This window comes from Marivirga atlantica (assembly GCF_016734805.1).
Taxonomy (GTDB): Bacteria; Bacteroidota; Bacteroidia; order Cytophagales; family Cyclobacteriaceae; genus Marivirga; species Marivirga atlantica.
In genome coordinates, this window is sequence record NZ_JAERQG010000001.1 from 741,438 (window position 1) to 762,384 (window position 20,947).

The window sequence follows — 20,947 nt, forward strand, 5'->3', positions numbered from 1 at the left end:
CATGGCAAAGAGCAAGGAAGCGAAAGAAACTCCATTGATGAAGCAATACAACCAGATTAAGGCTAAATACCCTGGTGCACTGCTACTTTTTAGAGTAGGTGATTTTTATGAAACCTTTGGTGAAGATGCAGTAAAGGCCAGTAAAGTCTTGAATGTCGTACTTACAAAAAGGGCAAATGGTTCTGCTTCACATATTGAATTGGCTGGATTTCCACATCATGCGATGGATAACTATTTACCTAAACTGGTTAGAGCAGGCCATCGAGTAGCTATTTGCGATCAGCTGGAAGATCCGAAATCAGTTAAAGGCATTGTTAAAAGAGGAGTAACAGAGCTTGTAACACCAGGAGTAAGTTTTGATGACAATGTATTAGAGCAAGGAAAAAACAATTACCTGGCTTCCATAGCCTTCGGAAAGGAAGAAGCGGGAGTAGCTTTTTTAGATATCAGCACTGGAGAATTTATGACGGCTACTGGTAAACCTGGTTATATCGATAAGCTTATCCAAAGTTTTCAGCCATCAGAAATCATTTTCTCGAAAGGCGATAGAGCACAATATGAAGCACAATTTGCTGATCAGTACAATACACACACATTGGAAGATTGGATTTATGCTTTTGATTTCGCTTATGAGAAACTCACCAATCAGTTTAAAACAAACAGTTTAAAGGGTTTCGGTATAGAAAACCTGGCTGAAGGTATTATCGCTTCAGGAGCTATTCTGCATTATTTGGAAGCCACCGAGCATAAAGATATAGATCATATTGCTACAATCTCCCGAATTGAGGAGGAGCAATATGTGTGGATGGATAAGTTCACTGTAAGAAACCTGGAGCTTATTTTTCCACAGCAAGAAGGGGGAGTTCCATTAATTGATATTCTTGACAAAACCCAAACACCCATGGGCTCCAGAATGCTCAAAAGGTGGATGGTATTACCGCTAAAAGATAAAATAGCCATTCAGGAAAGACTGGAAGTTGTTGAAGCTTTTGTGAAGAATAATGAACTGAGGGAAACACTTTCTCAGTCACTAAACCCAATGGGTGATATTGAGAGATTAATTTCAAAGGTAGCCGTGGGCAGGGTAAATCCTCGTGAGTTGCTACAACTCAAAAAGGCACTTGCTTTGATGAAGCCTATAAAGGAAGAACTTCAAAAGTCAGGTATTAAGCCATTGGTAAAATTTGCTGATCAACTCAATTTGTGCGAATTCTTATTCGAACAAATTGAAATTCAATTAAGTGATGATCCTCCATTATTAACTAATCAGGGTAATTTAATTAAAGAAGGTGTAAATGAAGAGCTCGATGAGTTACGTAAAATTGCTTTTTCAGGAAAGGACTTCTTACTACAGCTTCAAAATAAGGAGAAAGAAAGAACTGGTATTTCTTCACTCAAAGTAGCTTATAATAAAGTATTTGGCTACTACCTGGAAGTATCGAATGCCCATAAAGATAAAGTACCTGAAGAGTGGATAAGGAAGCAAACTTTAGTAAATGCTGAGCGCTACATAACAGAGGAGCTCAAGATTTATGAAGAAAAAATCTTAGGAGCAGAGGATAAAATGCTGGTGATTGAGCAGCGCATTTTTCAAGAGTTAGTAAGGCTTGCAAATGACTATGTCAATCCTATTCAGCAAAATGCACGCGTAATTAGTACGGTCGACTGCTTGCTTTCATTTGCACTTGTTGCCGATAATAATAAATATGTTAAACCAAACATCACCTCTGAAAAAGCATTAGAAATAAAGCAAGGTCGGCATGCAGTAATAGAAAAGCAATTACCGCATGATGAGGAATATATACCTAATGATGTCACCATGGATAATGATGAACAGCAAATCATCATTATTACTGGCCCTAATATGGCGGGTAAATCAGCTTTGTTAAGACAAACAGCACTGATCGTTTTAATGGCTCAGATAGGTTGTTACGTACCAGCAAAATCTGCAGAAATTGGAATTGTAGATAAAATATTTACCAGGGTTGGTGCTTCCGATAACTTAAGCAAAGGTGAATCAACCTTTATGGTTGAGATGACCGAAACAGCCAGTATTCTGAATAACCTATCCGATCGTAGTTTAATATTAATGGATGAAATAGGGCGTGGAACAAGTACTTATGACGGGGTGTCAATAGCCTGGAGTATTGTAGAGTTTCTACACAACCATCCTAAGTTTAAGGCAAAAACCTTATTCGCTACGCACTATCATGAGTTAAATCAGTTAGCAACCGATTTCCCACGCATTCATAATTACAATGTGTCAGTTAAAGAAATTGATGGTGAAATCATTTTCATGCGTAAACTGAAAAGGGGTGGAAGTGAGCACAGTTTTGGTATACATGTGGCACATTTAGCGGGTATGCCAAATCCAGTCGTGCTTAGAGCTAATGAAATAATGCATCACCTTGAGAAGGATAAAATTAAGCAGGGTTTTAAACAGAATATGCAGGAGGTACCCAAAAATAACTACCAACTTTCAATGTTTGATGCAGACCCGGCCATGAAAGAAGTGCGCGAATTACTAGATCAAATTGATATCAATACCCTTTCTCCGGTGGAGGCTTTGTTAAAGCTTAATGAGCTAAAAAGTAAAATTCGTTAAACATTTGCACCTTAATAGTTAAACAATACCAACATTAGCATGTTCTAAATCCACTCAGAAAGTAAAAAGGATGCAGTAATTACTGTAATCTGATTTTTTGATTGTTCTGATATGCAATAGGTAATCCTATTTTTAAATTTTTTAGCATGCAAAAAGTGGTAAACATCAAGCAAAAGGAAGATCCTCTGGAATATTTCGATCAGAATACAATTCTGTTTTCTTTCGATAATGACTTCAAAATGATGTCATGTAATAAATCTTTTGAGCAAATTACAGGTTTCAAAGAAGTAGACATTAAAGACAGTCATGTCTTTCTGGATTTATTTAACAAGCTTCCATTATACACAGTTGATGATATTCAGTATACCATTAAGCAAGGTAAAATTTGGGAAGGCAACTTGAAACTACCACATCCTGATAAAAAGAGTGCTTGGTATAATGTGCATATCATGCCTACACATAACAATTTAGGAGAGAAAATAGGATATACCACAATAGGCGCAAGAGGCAAAAGCCAGGCAGATATGATAACCGCGAGTAGCTCAACAGAAACCTGGATGAAAGCGATTTTTAATGATCCTGAAGAGGCCAACATCCTCATTAATATGGACGGAAGCATTATTGAGTTTAATAAGGCTGCCTTCAATTTTGCAGAGTGGTATGCTCAAAAGGAACTGTCTTTAGATTCAAGCATATTCGATTACTTCAATACTAAATTTATTAAAACGCTTAAAGCCTTAATGGGTAAAACCAAAAAAGGAAGGCGTCAAAAGTTTTGCAGAAGGTTTAACAATATTGCGGGTTACAATAAAACGTTTGATATTGAACTAAGGCCAGTTTTTTCCAGTGACATGTCGATAATGGGTTGCATAATGGTAATTGTTGATATCACGGCTAAAGTTGAACTTTCAAAAAGAATAAAGAAATCAGAAAAACGCCTGAGCGATATTGCCTTTATTAATGCACACGAGGTTAGAGCTCCTCTTGCTTCAATACTTGGTTTACTGCATTTACTGGATTTTGAGAATGTTGATGATAACAGCAAACAAATTGTTAATCGTCTTAAGCGATCAGCCTCTGATTTAGAGAAAATTATACATAAGGTATCCGAATCTACCTATATTGATGGTTACGACAAATCTACTAAATCCGCCTAGGCATTAAGCATACTTCAAAAGTCATCTTCTAAGATAAAACCTACATAATTAAAACTTTTCCAATAATTTTAAAGCTTGATAAAAATTACTAGTTCAAGATGAAATATTGGTTTGTTGTTGTATGTGTCATTTTTGCTTTCTCAAAGTCATTTGCGCAATATGGTGAGGTGTTGGCATCTGGTAGACCAGGTAATGCCAATGGTGCTGGTACAGTTGGGCAAGGTGTTTTACAATTTCAGGCTGGTGTTCAATATGATGAATTCAGGGATAATCAAGGAGTCAATGAGATCTATCAAAGTACATTTGCTGAAAACTTGGTGGTGAGGTTTGGCCTGTGGGAAACAATAGAGGTGAGTACGGTAATAAATCATCAGAGAACGACTTTAGAATCCACTTTTAATGGAGATACTGATAAAAATACTTTTACTGGGTTTAATACCACTATGCTGAGAGCCAGATGGGCTGTTGTAAAGAATCTGGCGGTTCAGGTTGGTTTAGATTTGCCAGTTTTGGAGAACGATTTCAAAAGTGATTATCCTGCTCCAAAAATACGCGTAATGTACAATGCGCCATTTACCGAAAATATAGCTCTAACGACCAATTTAGGAGCACAATGGAATGGTATTGAAGAAGATTTTACAAGAGACCCAGTGGGTTTCTATGTGTTTAGTTTATCATGCGGCTTGCCGGCAAAATTTTCCTTGATACTTGAATCTTATGGAAATTTCACAAAAACATCATGGGCTAATAGTTTTGATGTAGGTTTAGGATATTTAGTAAATAACGATTTCCTTTTAGATGTTAATGCTGGCTGGGGTGACAATACAGGAGCATCCGCTTATTTCATCACTGCGGGTGTTTCTTACAGAATGGTTACTGGATTTAGAAGGCAAAAGTGAAATATTTCGAAAGGGAGAAGCTAATACTTGTATTTATATTCTCTTGCTTTGCCATAGTTGCTAAAAGTCAAATTCCTGAGTATGTTTTTTCTGGTGGAAAAGGATTGATTGGTAAAGGGGTTATCCAATCTGATTTTGGCCTCAGCACTGCCAGAAATGAACTAGATACCACAGGTTTCAGCTTACAATATGGTCCGTATGTGTCATTTAAATATGGTGTAGGCAAAAACACTCATATTTCCTTCAATTATAGTTTTTCCAGAACTAGTCAGTTTATTTCGGATGTAGTTCAGAAATCGAACGTTAGTCCTAGTTATACTGTTGGTGTAGCTCAAGGATTGTTTAATAATTGGAGTATAAGATCAAATCTAAGTTTTTCAAGTATAAACCCAACCTGGTCTAATACTTCATGGCAAAATCAGATCATTGCGGAGTATCCAGTTGGGGAACGATTTACCTGGCAAAACAATCTTGGCTCATCATGGAATTTAAATAGCATTCAACCTACATTCAATTATCTTTCAGGGCTTACTTATACTATTCCTAGACCATTTGACCTTATCCTTGAGTTTTATGGTAATTTCAATAGAGATGTTCAGAACTACTTTACTAATGTTGGTACAGGTATTTATTTTAGTAAAAACCTCATGACTGAAATATATTTAGGTTACGGTTTGCAGGCAGGGCAAACAAGCGCATTTGGCTCAATAAATTTCTATTATAGGTTATTGCCTGCTAAATAGTACGAACTATATTTCTTTTCTCTACGTTTCGTATTTCTTCAATAGTATATTTGCCTTAAATTAACACCAAGAATACATGGCTGCAACACAACAAAACCTTAGGCTTAGAAAAAAAGGAAGCTGGAAGAAAGAAATCAGCTTTGCTATAGTACACCTATTACCCTTAGCTGCTATCTGGACTGGCGCGACACTATTTGATTGGATCGTTTGTGCAGTGCTATATATATGGCGCATGTTTTGGGTAACAGGAGGTTATCATAGGTATTTTTCACATAGAAGTTATAATACTTCCAGATGGTTTCAGTTCTTAATAGCTTTCTTCTCTCAAACATCAGCGCAGAAAGGCGCTCTTTGGTGGGCTTCTCATCACCGTCATCACCATAGAAATAGTGATACTCTTAAAGATCCTCATTCTATGCTTCATTTCGGATTTTGGTATTCTCATGTAGGATGGATCATAGGCTCTGATTTTAAGAATACTGATTTCAAAGTGATTTCAGATTATAGTAAATACCCTGAGTTGGTTTGGTTAAATAAATATTACCTGGTGCCACCTACGGTCTTAGCCCTCTTTGTGATGGCACTAGGCGGTATAGTAAATGGAGGTAGTATAGCTGCTATGTTTACATCTGCAGGTTTTTCTACTTTGTTCATAGGCTTCTTTTTGAGCACTATAATTTTATACCATGCTACGTTCTCTATTAATAGCATCATGCATAAGTTTGGAAAACAACGCTATCAAACTGGTGATGAATCAAGAAATAGCGTATGGCTTGCCCTATTGACTTTGGGAGAAGGTTGGCATAATAACCACCATTATTACGAAGTGTCAGCTCGTCAAGGTTTTTTCTGGTGGGAAGTTGACTTGACTTATTACGGGCTTAAGTTCATGTCATGGATTGGCTTGATTTGGGACTTAAAGGCTGTGCCTAAGCATATTAAGTATTCTAAAAATAAGCAAGAGGCAAAAGAATTAAGAGATAAAATGAAACATGATAAAGTAGCTGCATAAAAAAGATTCAATTTTTTTTGAATTTTTTGGCTCAAGCTATTGATTTTTAAAATACCCCTATTAAATTTGCAATCCCATTCAGGAAGAAGGTTAAACAAAACTTTCAAAATGAAAGGAAAAAGCGAGAGTAGCTCAGCTGGTAGAGCGCAACCTTGCCAAGGTTGAGGTCGCGAGTTCGAACCTCGTCTCCCGCTCTTAGCGAATAAGTGAGCTGGAATGCTCACTTATTTTTTTACAACACTAATCTCTTTGCCGGGATGGTGAAATTGGTAGACACGCAAGACTTAAAATCTTGTGAGCATTTGCTCGTGCGGGTTCAAGTCCCGCTCCTGGCACGAAACCTGATCATTGCGGTCAGGTTTTTTTGTTTTGTAGCCATGTATACAGTTTATGCCATTAAAAGTCTTTCAAGTAATTATGTCTATAAAGGACTCACATCAGATTTGGAAGAAAGATTGCGAAGGCATAATGCGGGCTTAGAGAAAACAACAAAACCTTATTGTCCCTTCAAACTAATTTACAAGAAAGAGTTTGAGACTCGTTTAGAAGCGAGAAACCATGAGAAGTATTTAAAGAGTGGAATAGGCCGAGAATTTCTTAAACGGTATTTGTGAGCATTTGCTCATTCAGGTTTGCCTGCCGAAGTGCGGGCCTGCCTGTCGGCAGACAGGTTCAAGTCCCGCTCCTGGCACGAAACCTGATCATTACGGTCAGGTTTTTTTGTTTTAAGCCCAATTTATAATAATAAAAAAGCCGTGTTAATATTCAGTAACAAGGCCTTTTTTATGAAGTAGTTTAAGCTTAGAACTTCTCTATTCCAGCAAAAAAGAAACTTCCTTCAATTTCAGCATTTTCATCAGAGTCAGAACCATGAATAGCATTTGCCTCAATTGATTTGGCAAACATTTTTCTGATAGTTCCTTCTTCAGCTTCAGCAGGGTTTGTAGCACCTATAAGCTTTCTGAAATCTGCAACTGCGTTATCTTTTTCAAGAATCATTGCTACAATATGTCCACCAGACATATAATCACAAAGATCTTGATAGAAAGGTCTTTCCTTATGAACTGCGTAAAACTGACCTGCACGCTCTGCAGAAAGTTTTGTCATCTTCATAGCTACAACTCTAAAACCATCAGCTTCGATCATTTTTGTAATTGCACCTATGTTGTTCTCAGCCACGGCATCTGGCTTAATCATCGTAAATGTTCTGTTTCCAGCCATTGTAATTTTCTTTAAAATTTGGCGCAAATTTAAGAGGATATATTTTTAATACCTGCTTACTGGAAAGAAATTAATTATTACTTAACACTTTAAGCCACTTTGACCAACCCTTGAAGTTTGTTTTTGATGAAATTCTTGGCAACTTTGCAAATCAATTTAATCCGAGTCTGGATTAATAGTTGCCAATGCAAGAAATAGCGAAGCTAAAAGAGGTGCTGAAAGCACCTCAAAATATAATCATTACTACACACCATAAACCAGATGCAGATGCATTAGGTAGTAGTCTTGGCCTTTATAATTACTTAATAAGTAAAGGTCATACTGTCAAAGTAATATCTCCATCTGATTATCCTGATTTCTTAAAATGGATGAAAGGAAATAGTGAGGTGATCGTTTATGATGAGGAAGATGGATCGAAATCTAAGAAATTAGTTGAAGAAGCTGATATAATTTTCTGTCTTGATTTCTCGGTATTAAATAGAATTAATGGTTTGGGCGAGTATGTAAGAGAGGCCAAAGCTGTTAAAGTACTAATTGATCATCATCGTGATCCTGAAGCATTTGCTGATTACGGCAGTCATGATATTCATTCCGCATCTACAGCTCAATTGGTATACAAAATGATTGTTTCTTTTGGAGATAAGGCCCTTATTACCAAGGATATTGCAGAATGCTTCTATGCGGGCATTATGACAGATACTGGTTCCTTTAAGCATCCTAATACCAATAAAGAAGTTCACGAAATTGTTGCTCAACTCATTGATTTGGGAGCGGATAATTCTGAGGTAAGCAGACTTATATACGATACTAACTCATTAGATCGTTTGAAGTTTCTTGGTTTCGCCCTTAGTGAAAGGCTACAAGTGTATCCGGAATATCACGCAGCTTTTTTTGCCGTGTCAATGGAAGATTTAAAGAAGTTTAATTCAAAAACCGGAGATACTGAAGGTTTAGTGAATTATGCTTTATCAATAAACGGGATAACTATGGCCGCCCTTTTTACAGAAACGGAAGATGGCACTAAGTTATCGCTTCGTTCAATTGGTGACTTTGAAGTAAATACATTGGCCAATCAGTATTTTAGTGGTGGAGGTCATAAGAATGCTGCCGGAGGTAAAACCGACAGAAACTTGTCTGAGACAGTTGAATTATTTAAGAAAATAATAGTTAAGTATAATAAAGAATTAGAAAATAAAACACCAATAGAATCTTATGATGAATTTTAAGAGAAACACTCTATTAATATTATCAATTTTAATCTTGGCGGTAGGTTGTAACAAGCCTGAAAAGTTATCAACAACGGATGGCGTAGAGTACTATTTGTTAGCCTCCGATAATGGAGAAGCTTTTGTGCAAAATGATTATGGTACATTTTACATTAAAATGGTTGACAGCAATGATTCTGTTTTAATTGATAGTGATGAAGTAGGTATGCTTCCAATAAAAATTGATAGTGCTTCTTTAAAGAAAAGAGGTAGTTTATTCTCGATTTTGAAAGAGATTAAAGTGGGTGATAGTATTAGAACTACACTTTCTGCTAGCGAAGTATTTACAAAAGGCTTTAGACAACCACTATCTGATGATATGCAGCCAAATGATAGAATCACCGTTTTTGCCACTGCTAAAGAGAAATACGATTCAGCTGGTTTTATGGCTTGGCAACAAGAAATGCGTCAGGAAATGATTGAGAAGATGCAAAAGGAAGCTGAAGCTCAAAAAGGTGTAGATGAAGATATCATCAAACAATATCTAACAGAAAACAACATAAATGCTGATTCTACTGAGTCTGGTTTGTTTTATGTAATTACAGAAGAAGGTGATGGCCCTAAGCCAGAAGCAGGTCAAACTGTACAAGTTAATTATGTTGGTAAACTGTTAAATGGAAAAGTATTTGATACTTCTATTAAAGAAGTTGCGCAAGAAAATGATCTTTATGATGAAAGAAGAGAGCCATATAGCCCTTTAGAATTTCCTATTGGAAAAGGTAGAGTTATCAAAGGTTGGGATGAAGGTATATCTTTATTAAATGTGGGATCTAAAGCCACTTTAATCATTCCTTCTTATTTAGCTTATGGACCAAGAGGTGCTGGAGGAGACATAGGGCCAAATGAAGTTTTAGTGTTCGATGTTGAGCTAGTAGGAGTAAAATAAATTTAGTGAAAAGAGGTTTTTTATTATTAATCATCGCTATTGCATTCACGGCTTGCGATAAGGAATGCACCAATGAATTTGGTGAATGTCCTGAAAAACAGTTAAAAGAGGATTTGGTTATTATCGAATCTTATCTTGAAGATAATAATTTGGAGGCAGAGGTGCATTCTTCTGGCCTCCATTATATTATTGAGGAAGAAGGAACTGGAGAAAAGCCAAACAATGGTCAGCAGGTTGTTGTCGATTATGTTGGGCGCTTTCTTGATGGAAGAGTATTTGATACTTCTATTGATTCAGTTGCAAGAGCAGAAGGAGTTTACAATGAAAACCGAAATTATCAACCATTTCAATTTACTTTAGGGGTTGGTGCGGTAGTAAGTGGTTGGGATATAGGAATAGCCTTATTAAATGAAGGCAGTAAAGCTCAGTTTATTTTACCGTCTTATCTTGGTTATGGATCGAATGGGTCAGGCGGTACAATTCCTGCAAATACAGTAATAATGTTTGAAGTAGAATTAATAGACATTAAGTTCTAAAATGAGAAAAGCTTATTTATTAATATTATCGTTTCTTTTTTTTGCTTGTATAGAAGAAAGAGACTGCAATGAAAAACCAAATATTTCTGGTATAGACCAGCAGCAGTTAGCAAATGATGTTCAGGAAATCGAGAGTTATTTGGAATCAAATAACATAAGCTACCAAACTGATGCTTCCGGTGTTCGTCTGTCTACATTAGAAGACGGTACTGGTGATGTACCAGATAATTGTAGCATAGTAGTGGCTGATTATGAAGGAAGAGTACTCGGAAGCAGTTCAAAATTTGATACTGGAATAGGCACTCAATTTACACTAAGCAGTAATAACCTTATTGCGGGCTGGAAATTTGGTCTATATAATATGAGAAATAATGGTGAGTACAGATTGTATATCCCCTCGGGCTTAGCCTATGGTGACGATACTGTCAAAAATGCAGCAGATAGTGTAATCATCCCACCAAATTCAAATCTTGAATTCCGAATCCGTCTAGTAGGTGTAGGCAGTAACTAAAGTGGAATGGAAATTTGTTTTGCCACAAATAATGACAATAAAATTAAAGAGGTAAAGCAGTTGCTAGGGGAGCAATTCCAATTATTAAGCCTTAAGGAGATTGGTTGTACAGAAGAGCTAGCTGAAGATCAAAGCACACTTGAAGGTAATGCCAGACAAAAGGCTCAGTACGTCTTTGAAAATTATCATGTGAACTGTTTTGCTGATGATACCGGCCTTGAGGTATTTGCTTTAAACAATGAACCGGGTGTTTATTCTGCTAGGTACGCAGGCTCTCACCGATCCAATAAGGATAACATCAACTTACTTCTCGATAACTTGAAAGCTTCTCCAAATAGAGGGGCACAATTCAGAACAGTCATTTCAGCTTTTATAAATAATAAAGAATATACTTTTGAGGGTAAAGTTGAAGGAGTAATCACAAATGAACAATCAGGTAATGATGGTTTTGGTTACGACCCTATATTCAAACCGAATGGATTTGATAAAACTTTTGCAGAAATGAGTATGGCTCAAAAAAATATGATATCTCATCGAGGAAGAGCAGTAGCAAAGTTTGTCGAATTTTTAAAAACTAATTTTCTAAACGCAGATTAAACAGTACTTTTGTGGCTATGAGTAAGCCTTTCATAGTCGGTATAACAGGTGGTAGTGCTTCAGGAAAAACCCTGTTTCTAAAAAGTTTAATTGATCACTTCAGTGCAGAAGAAATCTGCTTAGTTTCTCAAGATAATTATTATAAAGACAGACACCTTCAGCCAAAAGATGAAAACGGGGTTGAAAACTTCGATACGCCTCAGTCAATCGAGTTTGATGAATACGCGCGTGACATTAAAGCTTTAAAAGAAGGAAAAGTAGTAACTCGGAAAGAGTATACCTTCAATAACCCCAATGTAGTTCCTGAAATGCTTACCTTCAACCCTGCAAAAATTATTGTGGTGGAAGGCTTATTTGTTTTCTACTTTCCGGAACTGACCAAGTTGCTTGATCTAAAGGTGTTTATTGACGCTAAAGATTATGTAAAACTCAAAAGGAGGATATTTCGTGATAATTCTGAGCGTGGCTATGATTTGGACGATGTGCTTTACAGATACGAAAAGCATGTGGCGCCAACATATGAAAAGTATATTGAACCGTTTAAGTTTGATGCAGATATTATAATACCTAATAACAATAAGTTTGATAAAGGGTTAGAAGTGCTTGTATCCTATCTAAAAGAACAATCTCATGACTAATAGATTTGCGGTAATTGGTTTAGGACAGTTTGGTGAATCCATAGCTAGAACTTTAGCTGATAGAGGTGCTGAAGTACTTGCAATAGATATCGATCTTGACAAAGTTGAGCTAATGAAAGATGATGTGGCCTATGCTGTTGCATTAGACTCTACAGATGTCAAAGCTTTAAGAGCTCAGAATATACAAGATATGGATGCTGTTGTAGTAGCCATTGGTGAAAATTTTGAAGGCTTACTATTAACTACTGTACTACTTTTAGAGCTTGAAGTTAAAAGAATTATTGCGCGCGCGGCAAACTCGCAACAACGTATGATCCTTGAAAAAATGGGTATTACAGAAATACTTTCTCCAGAAGAAACTGTGGGAAAAACCGTAGGAGAAATGTTGCTTCATCCTAACATGCGTTCCTTCTTGCCTTTACCTGACAACTATGAAATTGTTGAAATTAATACACCTACGAGAGTTGTAGATCAAACCATTAGCGAGATAGGTTTAAGAGAAAAGTATAACCTCAACCTTATAACCGTTAAGCGTTTCTTTGATGAGAAAAAGGGAGATAAGATGGAAAAGGTCGAGCATATCATTGGCGTGCCACGTGCTGATACCTTTCTCAAAGAGACTGATATCATGATTATTTTAGGCAAATCTCAGGATGTAAATAAATTTATTGAGGTAAATAAATAAGCTTTCTTTCCTTATCTTTTTCTGAGCCTGATTAAAATTTTGTAGCTTCATTTTAATTTATTCAAGGCTCAAATTTTAATGAAGCAAAAAGTAGCACTCGTATTAGGTAGTGGTGGCGCCAGAGGTGTAGCACACATAGGTGTAATAGAATCCCTTCTCAAAAATAATTTTGAAATAACATCAATTGCTGGTTCAAGTATGGGAGCTGTTGTTGGTGGTATGTATGCAGCCGGAAAACTTGAGGACTACAAAGACTGGGTTACAAATTTTGATAAAATTGATGTGTTCAAGCTGCTTGATTTTACATTTAGTCTTCAAGGCTTTGTACGGGGGGAAAAGGTATTCAAAGAGATGAGAAATCTCATGGGTGATATTTTAATTGAAGAGATGTCCATCCCATTTACGGCAATAGCTTCAAATATAAGAGCGCAGCAAGAGGTTATTTTTGAAAAGGGAGAATTGATGGATGCCTTAAGAGCTTCATGTGCTATTCCGACCGTTATAACCCCAGCCTATATAGATGATGAGGAAATTGTAGATGGAGGAGTGCTCAACCCTATACCTTTAAACAGGGTAAAGCGTACAGAAGGTGATATACTTATAGCGGTTGATGTTAATTCTAACGTGCCCTTTAAGCCTAAAGTGGTAGAAACTGAGGATGAAATTGCTAAAGAGCAAAATTACTCTAGGCTTATTGAAGACTTCAGAAATAGATTAAAAAGCTTCTGGCCAACTTCTAAAGAACCATCGACACCAGCTATCAAAAAACTAGGGTTCTTTGATTTGCTTAACAGGTCAATTGATCTTATGCAAGAACGTATGACAGCCCTTCAAATGCAGCAAATAAAGCCTGACATGGTTGTCAGAATATCTAGAGACAGCTGCGGAACATTTGAGTTCTATCGCTCAAAGGAATTAGTTGAAGAAGGTATTTCCGCATTTAATAGCGCTTATGACAGCTACCGTCATGAATTGGAGAGAACTCAATAAGCATATAGGCAATATTGATATTTATTGGTTAGATTTTATCCTTAAAGGATATCTTCAGGATGATGCGAGAATACTGGATGTCGGCTGCGGAGAAGGCCGAAATTTGATTTATTGCATGAAGCAGGGGTATGATGTTTTTGGTATTGATAAAGATGAACTTTCTATTCAATATATCAGGCATATTGCCAAATCATTAAAAATCAAGGATTATGAAGGTCGCTTTCAGTTAATGAATGCCTCAAAATTGATTTTTCCTGATCAAACGTTCGATGTGGTTTTGTCCTCGGCTGTATTTCATTTCGCCAATAGTTTAGAACAATTTATTTCAATGCTTCAAGAATCCTTTAGAGTTTTAAAACCAGGAGGACACCTTGTAATTAGAAGTATGACCACACATTTTTTATCAAAAGATGAACAAAAGAATGTAAAACATAATATTTATACTTTTGGTAATGGTGAGAGACGCTTTTTAATTGATAACGATATCATCAATCAATTCATCTCAGATTGGGGAATGCGCTGGGTTGAGCCATTTAAATATGTAGTCATAGAGAACAAGCGCTCAATGGGTACTTTCATTCTCGTAAAGTCTAAGGCATAATTATCTGTAATATTACACTAACTAAATTGATTCTTATCTGGAAAAATTGTATAATTGGCTAGTTTTCAGTCGATAACGATTTAAATCCATCCAAAACCCTACATGGCCTGGCACAAGTGATTAATAAAATGAAATCCTTTTAGATCAATTAATAAGTATATTCAAATAAATATTTCTGTTGATTTCTCTAAAGAAAATAGTTTTAGGCGAGGAAGTTTATATTGCTTCAGAAAGTAATTACCGCAAAGCCCTCATGGTTGGGGTAGCAGCAATTATTATGGTATCGGTATGCTTATTTAATTGGTCCCTCAATACTATCATCTGGGGCTATGCCATTTTATCACCAATATTTATAACAGGTGTTCTAGGTGGTATGGCAGTTTATATTACAAATAGATCCGGATATTACGAAACGGCCAAACACCTCATCCTTATTGTAGCACTTGCTATGTTGTTTGTTTTTATGGTGAGTAGCGGTAAATATTATGGGGCGCAACTTTATTTATTTGATGTGATAGTTGCATCAATATTTCTATTTGGCCTTAAAAGAGCATATTTCTGGATAATTTATGGGCTATTGGCTCTTTTATGTTTTATCGTAAGTGAAGCAAATTTAATTTTCCCTATTACGATTGATGATATTGATTCTGCCAAGGAGAGCTATATCTATTTCATGAACTTTATATTCTCTTTCCTGATAGTTGTTGTAGTTATTTACTTTCAAATCAAACTTCAGGATAGATCAGAAAAGGATTTAAAAGAGAAGGATAGAAAATTAAAAGAAAGTGAAGAAAGGTTTAGACTAGCAGTTGAAGGTACCAATGCAGGTATTTGGGATTGGGAAAATATAAATAAGGATCAGCAGTGGTGGTCACCCAAGCTTTATGAGCTATTGGGATATGAGCCTGATGAGATAGCTCCTAACAAAGTAACATTTAAGAATTTGTTAGCTGAAAGAGCTGATTATCCACGGCTAGTCAAAGATTTTCAGAATCATTTGCAGAAGAAAGAACCTTTTTCAGTTGAATACAAATTCAAATGTAAAGATGGAAGCTATAAATGGTTTCAAGGTTCGGGCCAGGCCAAATGGGCAGAAGGCGAGAAACCACTTAGGATGGTTGGTTCTCTTGTTGATATTACTGAAAAGAAGGAGTGGGAAGAACAAATACAAGAAAAAAACTCACTGCTGGAAAAGACTAATGCCGAGCTTGATCGCTTTGTTTATAGCGTATCACATGATTTGCGCGCTCCTCTAAACTCTATTCAAGGTCTAATCAATATTTGCGACACAACAGATGATGCTAATGAGCTAAAGCAGCTCATGAACATGATGAAAACGCGCGTAAAAAAACTCTATACTTTTATTGATGAGATAATAAGTTTTGCCAGAAACACCCGTACTGAAATTCAGCGAGAGGAGGTTAAACTTTTTGATCTCGCTTCTGAGGTTGTAAATAATGCGCAATACCGTGAGCAAGCTGCTACAATTGATTTCAGAATTGATATCGATGAGTCTGACGAAATATTCACTGATGCAAGCAGGCTAAATATTGTGCTCAATAATTTAGTAGACAATGCCATTAAGTACCACAGGCACAATCAACGAGGTAAATACATAGCCGTGAACGGAAAATCATTAGGTAGGACTTATAAGATTGAGGTTTCTGACAACGGACAAGGCATACCTGATCAGGCACAGAGTAAAATATTCGATATGTTTTTTAGAGCGTCTGACAATTCAATTGGCTCGGGCTTAGGCTTGTTCATAGTCAAAGATATGGTTGAGCGAATTGGCGGCAGCATCAGGCTTGATTCTAAGCTCGGTGAAGGCACAGCTTTCACAATTGAGCTTCCCAAAGAATAATTATATTTTTTCAACTCTGCCCTCGCCTACTTATCTAATTAATTTATCTTTGCATCATGGCAAAGAATGATCAAAACAACGAAAACAATTTATTTAAAGATATAGTAGCACACGCCAAAGAATATGGCTTTGTGTATCAATCAAGTGAAATTTACGATGGTCTTCAAGCGGTGTATGATTACGGTCCTTATGGCGCTGAACTGAAGAAGAATATCAAAGAGTTATGGTGGAATACCATGACGCGTTTTCATGATGACATTGTAGGGCTCGATTCTGCTATTTTCATGCATCCCGATACCTGGAAGGCATCTGGTCACATCGATAGTTTTAACGACCCGATGATTGACAACAAAGATTCAAAAAAGAGATACAGAGCAGATGTACTGATTGAAGATAAAGCTGCCGCTTATGAAAAGGATGGTGATAAAGATAAGGCACAGGCTTTATTAGATAAGATGGGTCAGTTGATGACAGATGAAGACATGGAAGGTCTTCGAAATCTTATTATAGAGGAAGGCATTAAGTGCCCGGTTTCTGGCACTGATAATTGGACAGAAGTACGCCAGTTTAACTTAATGTTTTCAACTCAGATTGGTAGTGTTGCAGATGATTCCAACAAAATATATTTAAGACCAGAAACAGCGCAGGGTATATTTGTAAATTTTCTAAATGTTCAGAAAACTGCAAGAATGAAAGTACCTTTTGGAATTGCTCAGATAGGCAAAGCTTTCAGAAATGAGATTGTTGCAAGGCAGTTTATATTCAGAATGCGTGAGTTTGAGCAAATGGAAATGCAATTTTTTGTAAGACCTGGCGAAGAACTTGACTGGTATGAAAAGTGGAGAGATACCAGAATGAAGTGGCACAAAGCACTTGGTATTCCTGAAAATAAACTGAAGTTTCATATTCATGAGAAACTGGCACATTATGCAAATGCTGCTGTTGATGTTGAGTTTGAGTTTCCGTTTGGTTTTAAAGAAATAGAAGGGATTCACAGCAGAACTGACTTTGATTTAAAGCGCCACATGGAAGTATCGAAGAAAAAGATTCAGTACTTCGATCCTGAAATAAGCAAGAATTACATTCCGTACGTGGTAGAAACATCTGTTGGTTGCGATAGACTATTCTTGATGCTAATGTGCAATGCCTTTACTGAGGAAGTAACAGGTGAAGAAGGTAATGAAAAGAAAAGAATTTACTTAAAGTTTAAACCTGCTTTGGCTCCTGTAAAAGCGGCAGTTTTACCTCTTACCAAAAAAGACGGGCTTCCTGAAAAGGCAAGGGAGATTTACAAACAACTTAAATCAATGCATAATGTAGTTTATGAGGAGGCCGCTTCTATAGGAAAACGTTATACCCGTCAGGATTTAATTGGTACGCCTTACTGTATTGCTGTTGACCATCAAACATTAGAAGATGATACAGTAACTATAAGAGACCGTGACACTACTTCACAAGAAAGAATGTCAATAGATGATGCGATAAAGTTTATCAATGACAAATGTTCATTTCAACATATTTTTGCGTCTTTAGATTAATGCAAGATTGCTTTTGTCTATATGAATATGGATATTATCAATTTAACAAATAACTAAACATCTACTTATCTTTGCAGTTCGAAAAAGTGAAAACAAAAGAGAAATGATAGAATTAGAAAACGATAATCTAAAAGAAATAGTAGACAACAACGAAACTGTAATGGTGCAATATGGAGCTACCTGGTGTGGAAATTGCAGAATTACTAAACCAAAATTCAAGCGATTGGCAGGTGAAAACGAAAATATAAAGTTTGTTTATGTTGATGCTGAAAAGCAGCCTGATTCACGTGCTTTAGTAGAGGTAAGTAATTTACCAACTTTTGCAGCTTTTAAGAATGGACAGTTAGTAAACTCTATAGCAGGAAATAAACCAAGTATTATAACAGATTTATTAAATGAGGTTACCAGTAATTAAGCACGTTGTTGAGTTTATTGAAAAGAATGATGAAGATTATGTAGTGGAAACTATGGATCTTCTTGAAGACCTTATTGAAGCTAAAGGTATTAAACCTGAAGAGTTGGATGTAATCGGTGAGTTACTCTCTAATTTTTCAGGAGCTCTGGAAGTTCACAAAGACATAAAAGGAGGAACTTCACAAAAGGATGCGCTCAATAATTTTATGAAGCGTGTAATGGGTTCAATAGGCAAATAAAATAGGAATAGTTATATTTAAAGGGCATTTCAGAAATGAAAAGCCCTTTTTTATTTAATAACAGTTATGAGTTGCCTAAAATTTTTCTGCTTGCTTTTCTTATTCAATATGGTGAACCTACGTGCCCAAATTGAAGGAACCCAGTTTAAAAATGCCCTAATTGAGAAAGAAGCTGAACTCCATTATATTTTTTCAAATGCTCCTGGTTTTTCTGATTTTCAACATGGTAGATTGGTAGGTATCTGTGTGGATATAATGGCTGATTTTGAATTCTTTTTGCTGGATAAGTACGGAATCAGAACAAAATCTATATTACATAAAGAATTTGTGGATGATTTTCCAACTTTCCTGATGACAGTGGAAAATGCCAAATATGGATCTTTTGGTTTGTCAAATGTAACCATGACAAAGAAGCGGGCAACAAGATTCCAATTTAGTCCACCTTTTATCAGGAATTATGCCGTAATGCTTTCTAACAATAGTATTGCTGAACTTTCTTCCCTAACTAATATTGCTAATGAGTTTTCCGGACTTAAAGCACTGACTGTTAAAGGTTCAACAAATGAGGAACAACTGCTAGCCTTAAAAAATGATTTCTATCCTAATTTAGAGATAGATTATGTGCCTAATTTTAATGAAGTTCTTAATAAAGTGAGTGAAGATGGGCACTATTTTACCATTATTGATTTTATTTATTTGGTAGAGGCACATAAGAGTAATATGTCAATTAAAGAACATAGGGTTGGGGTACAAAAAGTGGAAGAATTGGCTTTTATTTTACCAATGGAAACTGATTGGAACATCCCGCTTAACAAGTTTCTTACAACTGAGTATAAAAAGAGCCATTCATACAGAAAAATAATTGTAAGGCATTTAGGGCTGGAAGCGCTGCGTTGGCTTGATGAGATGGATGCGGTTGAAGCTATTTTAAAGGCCAATAAATGAAAAAGCCGCATTTTACTGCGGCTTCTTACTTACCAAAACATCAACCATTCACTATGAATTAAACTATTACTCTTAAAAGCTAATTTGACCTCAATTAGTTCCTCACTATCAAAAAATTACGGTCAATTATTATAGTATTTTTCCAATAATAGTTTTTTGACGACCAACGGCTTATTTTCTTCTATGAAACTTCAGGTTTAATGACACATTTGTTAGGCTACTTTTTATCTTTACTAATAAAGAACAAGTTCAATGGATAAGAAAAACCCACTAAGAGTCCCTAAAACTGAGCACAAGAGAGTTGTTATTATAGGAGGCGGTTTTGCCGGTATTCAATTGGCAAAAAAACTTGCTAACACAGAAGTTCAGGTGGTCTTATTTGATCGAAATAACTACCATACTTTTCAACCTCTATTATATCAGGTGGCTACAGCGGGTCTTGAACCTGATGCCATCGCGGGTCCGCTACGCAAACTTCTGGAAAATTCGAAGAATATCTTTTTTCGAATGGCGACAGTTAGTGAAATTAAACCCGATATCAATACTGTGTTTACTAATATTGGTAACCTCACTTATGATTATCTGGTGATTGCGTGTGGTTCCAAGACAAACTTCTTTGGTGATCCTTCTAAATTTGAGGGTGCCTTTCCCTTAAAGCAAATACCACAAGCACTAGATTTAAGAAGTCATATTTTACAAAATTTTGAGGAAGCTGTTTTAACCTCTGATCAGGAAGATCTTCAAAAACTATTGAATATTGTGATTGTTGGTGGAGGCCCTACAGGAGTTGAATTAGCAGGAGCTTTGGGTGAATTAAAAAAACACGTTTTACCTAAGGATTACCCTGATGTAGATTTTGACAATATGAATATATATTTGGTCGAAGGGATGGACGGTTTGCTTGGTGGTATGTCTGATTTTGCCGATAAGCATGCCCAGAAATATCTCAAAAAGTTCGATGCTAAAGTGAAGCTAAAAACTTTTGTGGAGTCTTTCGATGGAGAATATGTAACTTTTAAAGGAGGTGAAAAGATTAGAACTAATACGTTGGTTTGGGCAGCAGGAGTAATTGGAAATGTTATTCCAGGTTTACCTGATGATTGTTTGGAAAGAAACAGATATAAAGTTGATCATTTCAACAAAATAAAGGGCACAGAGAATGTTTTTGCCATTGGAGACATAGCCTACATGGAAACAACAGACTTTCCTAAGGGGCATCCCATGTTAGCTCCTGTAGCCATGCAACAAGGTGAATTACTCGCCAATAACCTAAAGCGACTTTCTCAAGATAAAGAGCCTAAACCATTCAAATACACTGATAAAGGAAGTATGGCTACTGTAGGCAGGAATAAAGCTGTCGTAGATTTACCGAAAGATGTCCATTTTGGAGGTTTCTTTGCATGGTTTGTTTGGATGTTTGTTCATCTTATTTCTATAGTGGGGTTCAGAAGTAAGTTAGTAATTCTTACCAACTGGATTTGGAATTATTTCACCTATGATCGTGGTACAAGGTTGATTATTAGGCCGTTTAAACCATCTCAGTTTGGCAAACTCAATAAACAAGAGCAACCAATAAAGTGATTTTGATGGGCGGTTTTTCA

The 20,947-nt window shown here is 36.3% G+C and carries 22 protein-coding genes and 2 tRNA genes; 23 read left to right on the forward strand and 1 reads right to left on the reverse strand.

All coding sequences use genetic code 11. The features are described 5' to 3' along the window. Position 1: 1 nt before the first annotated feature. The 8 genes from mutS to JKP34_RS03320 all read left to right on the forward strand — a co-directional run bounded on the left by mutS (position 2) and on the right by JKP34_RS03320 (position 7,030). Entirely contained in the window at positions 2-2,605 is a 2,604-nt protein-coding gene (mutS, locus tag JKP34_RS03285) for a DNA mismatch repair protein MutS (protein WP_201917677.1), read from the forward strand. 146 nt (positions 2,606-2,751) lie between these two features. After that, the gene (locus tag JKP34_RS03290; protein WP_201917679.1) at positions 2,752-3,762 is read left to right on the forward strand and encodes a PAS domain-containing protein; all 1,011 of its coding nucleotides are present in this window, start codon (positions 2,752-2,754) and stop codon (positions 3,760-3,762) included. A gap of 98 nt (positions 3,763-3,860) precedes the next feature. Then, positions 3,861-4,661, forward strand: coding sequence for a transporter (locus JKP34_RS03295; RefSeq protein WP_201917681.1), 801 nt, complete (start codon positions 3,861-3,863; stop codon positions 4,659-4,661). Further along, on the forward strand, positions 4,658-5,404 hold the full coding sequence (locus JKP34_RS03300) for a hypothetical protein (protein WP_201917683.1): 747 nt from the start codon (positions 4,658-4,660) through the stop codon (positions 5,402-5,404). The genes JKP34_RS03295 and JKP34_RS03300 overlap by 4 nt, the downstream gene beginning before the upstream one ends. Before the next feature lie 76 nt (positions 5,405-5,480). Then, positions 5,481-6,416 (forward strand): acyl-CoA desaturase, encoded by a 936-nt coding sequence (locus tag JKP34_RS03305; RefSeq protein ID WP_201917685.1) that lies wholly within the window; start codon positions 5,481-5,483, stop codon positions 6,414-6,416. A gap of 121 nt (positions 6,417-6,537) precedes the next feature. Beyond that, a tRNA-Gly gene (locus JKP34_RS03310) sits at positions 6,538-6,610 on the forward strand. Between the two features lie 57 nt (positions 6,611-6,667). Next, positions 6,668-6,751 (forward strand) — tRNA-Leu (locus tag JKP34_RS03315). Positions 6,752-6,793: 42 nt separating this feature from the next. After that, the gene (locus JKP34_RS03320; protein ID WP_201917687.1) at positions 6,794-7,030 is read left to right on the forward strand and encodes a GIY-YIG nuclease family protein; all 237 of its coding nucleotides are present in this window, start codon (positions 6,794-6,796) and stop codon (positions 7,028-7,030) included. A gap of 187 nt (positions 7,031-7,217) precedes the next feature. Here the strand turns inward: JKP34_RS03320 and JKP34_RS03325 are convergent, their stop codons facing one another. After that, complete coding sequence (locus JKP34_RS03325) at positions 7,218-7,637, reverse strand: nucleoside-diphosphate kinase (protein ID WP_201917689.1); 420 nt, start codon at positions 7,635-7,637, stop codon at positions 7,218-7,220. Between the two features lie 185 nt (positions 7,638-7,822). Between JKP34_RS03325 and JKP34_RS03330 the strand changes: the two genes are divergently transcribed. From JKP34_RS03330 to JKP34_RS03400, 15 genes are all read left to right on the forward strand, one after another. Beyond that, the gene (locus JKP34_RS03330; protein ID WP_201917691.1) at positions 7,823-8,863 is read left to right on the forward strand and encodes a DHH family phosphoesterase; all 1,041 of its coding nucleotides are present in this window, start codon (positions 7,823-7,825) and stop codon (positions 8,861-8,863) included. Then, a complete protein-coding gene (locus tag JKP34_RS03335; RefSeq protein WP_201917693.1) occupies positions 8,850-9,788 on the forward strand; it encodes an FKBP-type peptidyl-prolyl cis-trans isomerase in 939 nt (312 codons plus the stop codon). Before JKP34_RS03330 ends, JKP34_RS03335 begins: the two co-directional genes overlap by 14 nt. A gap of 5 nt (positions 9,789-9,793) precedes the next feature. After that, a complete protein-coding gene (locus JKP34_RS03340; protein WP_201917695.1) occupies positions 9,794-10,324 on the forward strand; it encodes an FKBP-type peptidyl-prolyl cis-trans isomerase in 531 nt (176 codons plus the stop codon). A gap of 1 nt (position 10,325) precedes the next feature. Continuing rightward, positions 10,326-10,835, forward strand: coding sequence for an FKBP-type peptidyl-prolyl cis-trans isomerase (locus JKP34_RS03345; protein WP_201917697.1), 510 nt, complete (start codon positions 10,326-10,328; stop codon positions 10,833-10,835). A 6-nt stretch (positions 10,836-10,841) separates the two neighbouring features. Continuing rightward, complete coding sequence (locus JKP34_RS03350; RefSeq protein WP_201917699.1) at positions 10,842-11,432, forward strand: non-canonical purine NTP diphosphatase; 591 nt, start codon at positions 10,842-10,844, stop codon at positions 11,430-11,432. A 17-nt stretch (positions 11,433-11,449) separates the two neighbouring features. Continuing rightward, positions 11,450-12,070, forward strand: a complete 621-nt coding sequence (gene udk / locus JKP34_RS03355; RefSeq protein WP_201917701.1) for a uridine kinase — start codon at positions 11,450-11,452, stop codon at positions 12,068-12,070. Beyond that, complete coding sequence (locus JKP34_RS03360) at positions 12,063-12,755, forward strand: potassium channel family protein (protein ID WP_201917703.1); 693 nt, start codon at positions 12,063-12,065, stop codon at positions 12,753-12,755. The genes udk and JKP34_RS03360 overlap by 8 nt, the downstream gene beginning before the upstream one ends. A 78-nt stretch (positions 12,756-12,833) precedes the next feature. Then, on the forward strand, positions 12,834-13,745 hold the full coding sequence (locus JKP34_RS03365) for a patatin-like phospholipase family protein (RefSeq protein WP_201917705.1): 912 nt from the start codon (positions 12,834-12,836) through the stop codon (positions 13,743-13,745). Continuing rightward, positions 13,723-14,346 carry a class I SAM-dependent methyltransferase gene (locus JKP34_RS03370; protein WP_201917707.1) on the forward strand — a complete coding sequence of 208 codons (624 nt, stop codon included), beginning with the start codon at positions 13,723-13,725 and terminating at the stop codon, positions 14,344-14,346. The genes JKP34_RS03365 and JKP34_RS03370 overlap by 23 nt, the downstream gene beginning before the upstream one ends. A 178-nt stretch (positions 14,347-14,524) precedes the next feature. Then, positions 14,525-16,210 carry a sensor histidine kinase gene (locus tag JKP34_RS03375; protein ID WP_201917709.1) on the forward strand — a complete coding sequence of 562 codons (1,686 nt, stop codon included), beginning with the start codon at positions 14,525-14,527 and terminating at the stop codon, positions 16,208-16,210. 56 nt (positions 16,211-16,266) lie between these two features. Beyond that, positions 16,267-17,748 (forward strand): glycine--tRNA ligase, encoded by a 1,482-nt coding sequence (locus tag JKP34_RS03380; protein ID WP_201917711.1) that lies wholly within the window; start codon positions 16,267-16,269, stop codon positions 17,746-17,748. A 103-nt stretch (positions 17,749-17,851) separates the two neighbouring features. Then, positions 17,852-18,163, forward strand: a complete 312-nt coding sequence (locus JKP34_RS03385; protein ID WP_201917713.1) for a thioredoxin family protein — start codon at positions 17,852-17,854, stop codon at positions 18,161-18,163. After that, a complete protein-coding gene (locus JKP34_RS03390) occupies positions 18,144-18,401 on the forward strand; it encodes a DUF6952 family protein (RefSeq protein ID WP_201917715.1) in 258 nt (85 codons plus the stop codon). Before JKP34_RS03385 ends, JKP34_RS03390 begins: the two co-directional genes overlap by 20 nt. Positions 18,402-18,491: 90 nt before the next feature. Beyond that, complete coding sequence (locus JKP34_RS03395; RefSeq protein WP_201917718.1) at positions 18,492-19,346, forward strand: substrate-binding periplasmic protein; 855 nt, start codon at positions 18,492-18,494, stop codon at positions 19,344-19,346. 252 nt (positions 19,347-19,598) lie between these two features. Continuing rightward, positions 19,599-20,927, forward strand: coding sequence for an NAD(P)/FAD-dependent oxidoreductase (locus tag JKP34_RS03400; RefSeq protein ID WP_201917720.1), 1,329 nt, complete (start codon positions 19,599-19,601; stop codon positions 20,925-20,927). The last annotated feature ends 20 nt before the right edge of the window (positions 20,928-20,947 follow it).

What these genes read in the sequence shown, in the direction of transcription:
- mutS (WP_201917677.1), top strand. Translation starts at nt 2, where the DNA reads ATGGCAAAGAGCAAGGAAGCGAAAGAAACTCCATTGATGAAGCAATAC.
- JKP34_RS03290 (WP_201917679.1), top strand. Translation starts at nt 2,752, where the DNA reads ATGCAAAAAGTGGTAAACATCAAGCAAAAGGAAGATCCTCTGGAATAT.
- JKP34_RS03295 (WP_201917681.1), top strand. Translation starts at nt 3,861, where the DNA reads ATGAAATATTGGTTTGTTGTTGTATGTGTCATTTTTGCTTTCTCAAAG.
- JKP34_RS03305 (WP_201917685.1), top strand. Translation starts at nt 5,481, where the DNA reads ATGGCTGCAACACAACAAAACCTTAGGCTTAGAAAAAAAGGAAGCTGG.
- JKP34_RS03320 (WP_201917687.1), top strand. Translation starts at nt 6,794, where the DNA reads ATGTATACAGTTTATGCCATTAAAAGTCTTTCAAGTAATTATGTCTAT.
- JKP34_RS03325 (WP_201917689.1), bottom strand. Translation starts at nt 7,637, where the DNA reads ATGGCTGGAAACAGAACATTTACGATGATTAAGCCAGATGCCGTGGCT.
- JKP34_RS03330 (WP_201917691.1), top strand. Translation starts at nt 7,823, where the DNA reads ATGCAAGAAATAGCGAAGCTAAAAGAGGTGCTGAAAGCACCTCAAAAT.
- JKP34_RS03335 (WP_201917693.1), top strand. Translation starts at nt 8,850, where the DNA reads ATGATGAATTTTAAGAGAAACACTCTATTAATATTATCAATTTTAATC.
- JKP34_RS03345 (WP_201917697.1), top strand. Translation starts at nt 10,326, where the DNA reads ATGAGAAAAGCTTATTTATTAATATTATCGTTTCTTTTTTTTGCTTGT.
- JKP34_RS03350 (WP_201917699.1), top strand. Translation starts at nt 10,842, where the DNA reads ATGGAAATTTGTTTTGCCACAAATAATGACAATAAAATTAAAGAGGTA.
- udk (WP_201917701.1), top strand. Translation starts at nt 11,450, where the DNA reads ATGAGTAAGCCTTTCATAGTCGGTATAACAGGTGGTAGTGCTTCAGGA.
- JKP34_RS03360 (WP_201917703.1), top strand. Translation starts at nt 12,063, where the DNA reads ATGACTAATAGATTTGCGGTAATTGGTTTAGGACAGTTTGGTGAATCC.
- JKP34_RS03365 (WP_201917705.1), top strand. Translation starts at nt 12,834, where the DNA reads ATGAAGCAAAAAGTAGCACTCGTATTAGGTAGTGGTGGCGCCAGAGGT.
- JKP34_RS03370 (WP_201917707.1), top strand. Translation starts at nt 13,723, where the DNA reads ATGAATTGGAGAGAACTCAATAAGCATATAGGCAATATTGATATTTAT.
- JKP34_RS03380 (WP_201917711.1), top strand. Translation starts at nt 16,267, where the DNA reads ATGGCAAAGAATGATCAAAACAACGAAAACAATTTATTTAAAGATATA.
- JKP34_RS03385 (WP_201917713.1), top strand. Translation starts at nt 17,852, where the DNA reads ATGATAGAATTAGAAAACGATAATCTAAAAGAAATAGTAGACAACAAC.
- JKP34_RS03390 (WP_201917715.1), top strand. Translation starts at nt 18,144, where the DNA reads ATGAGGTTACCAGTAATTAAGCACGTTGTTGAGTTTATTGAAAAGAAT.
- JKP34_RS03400 (WP_201917720.1), top strand. Translation starts at nt 19,599, where the DNA reads ATGGATAAGAAAAACCCACTAAGAGTCCCTAAAACTGAGCACAAGAGA.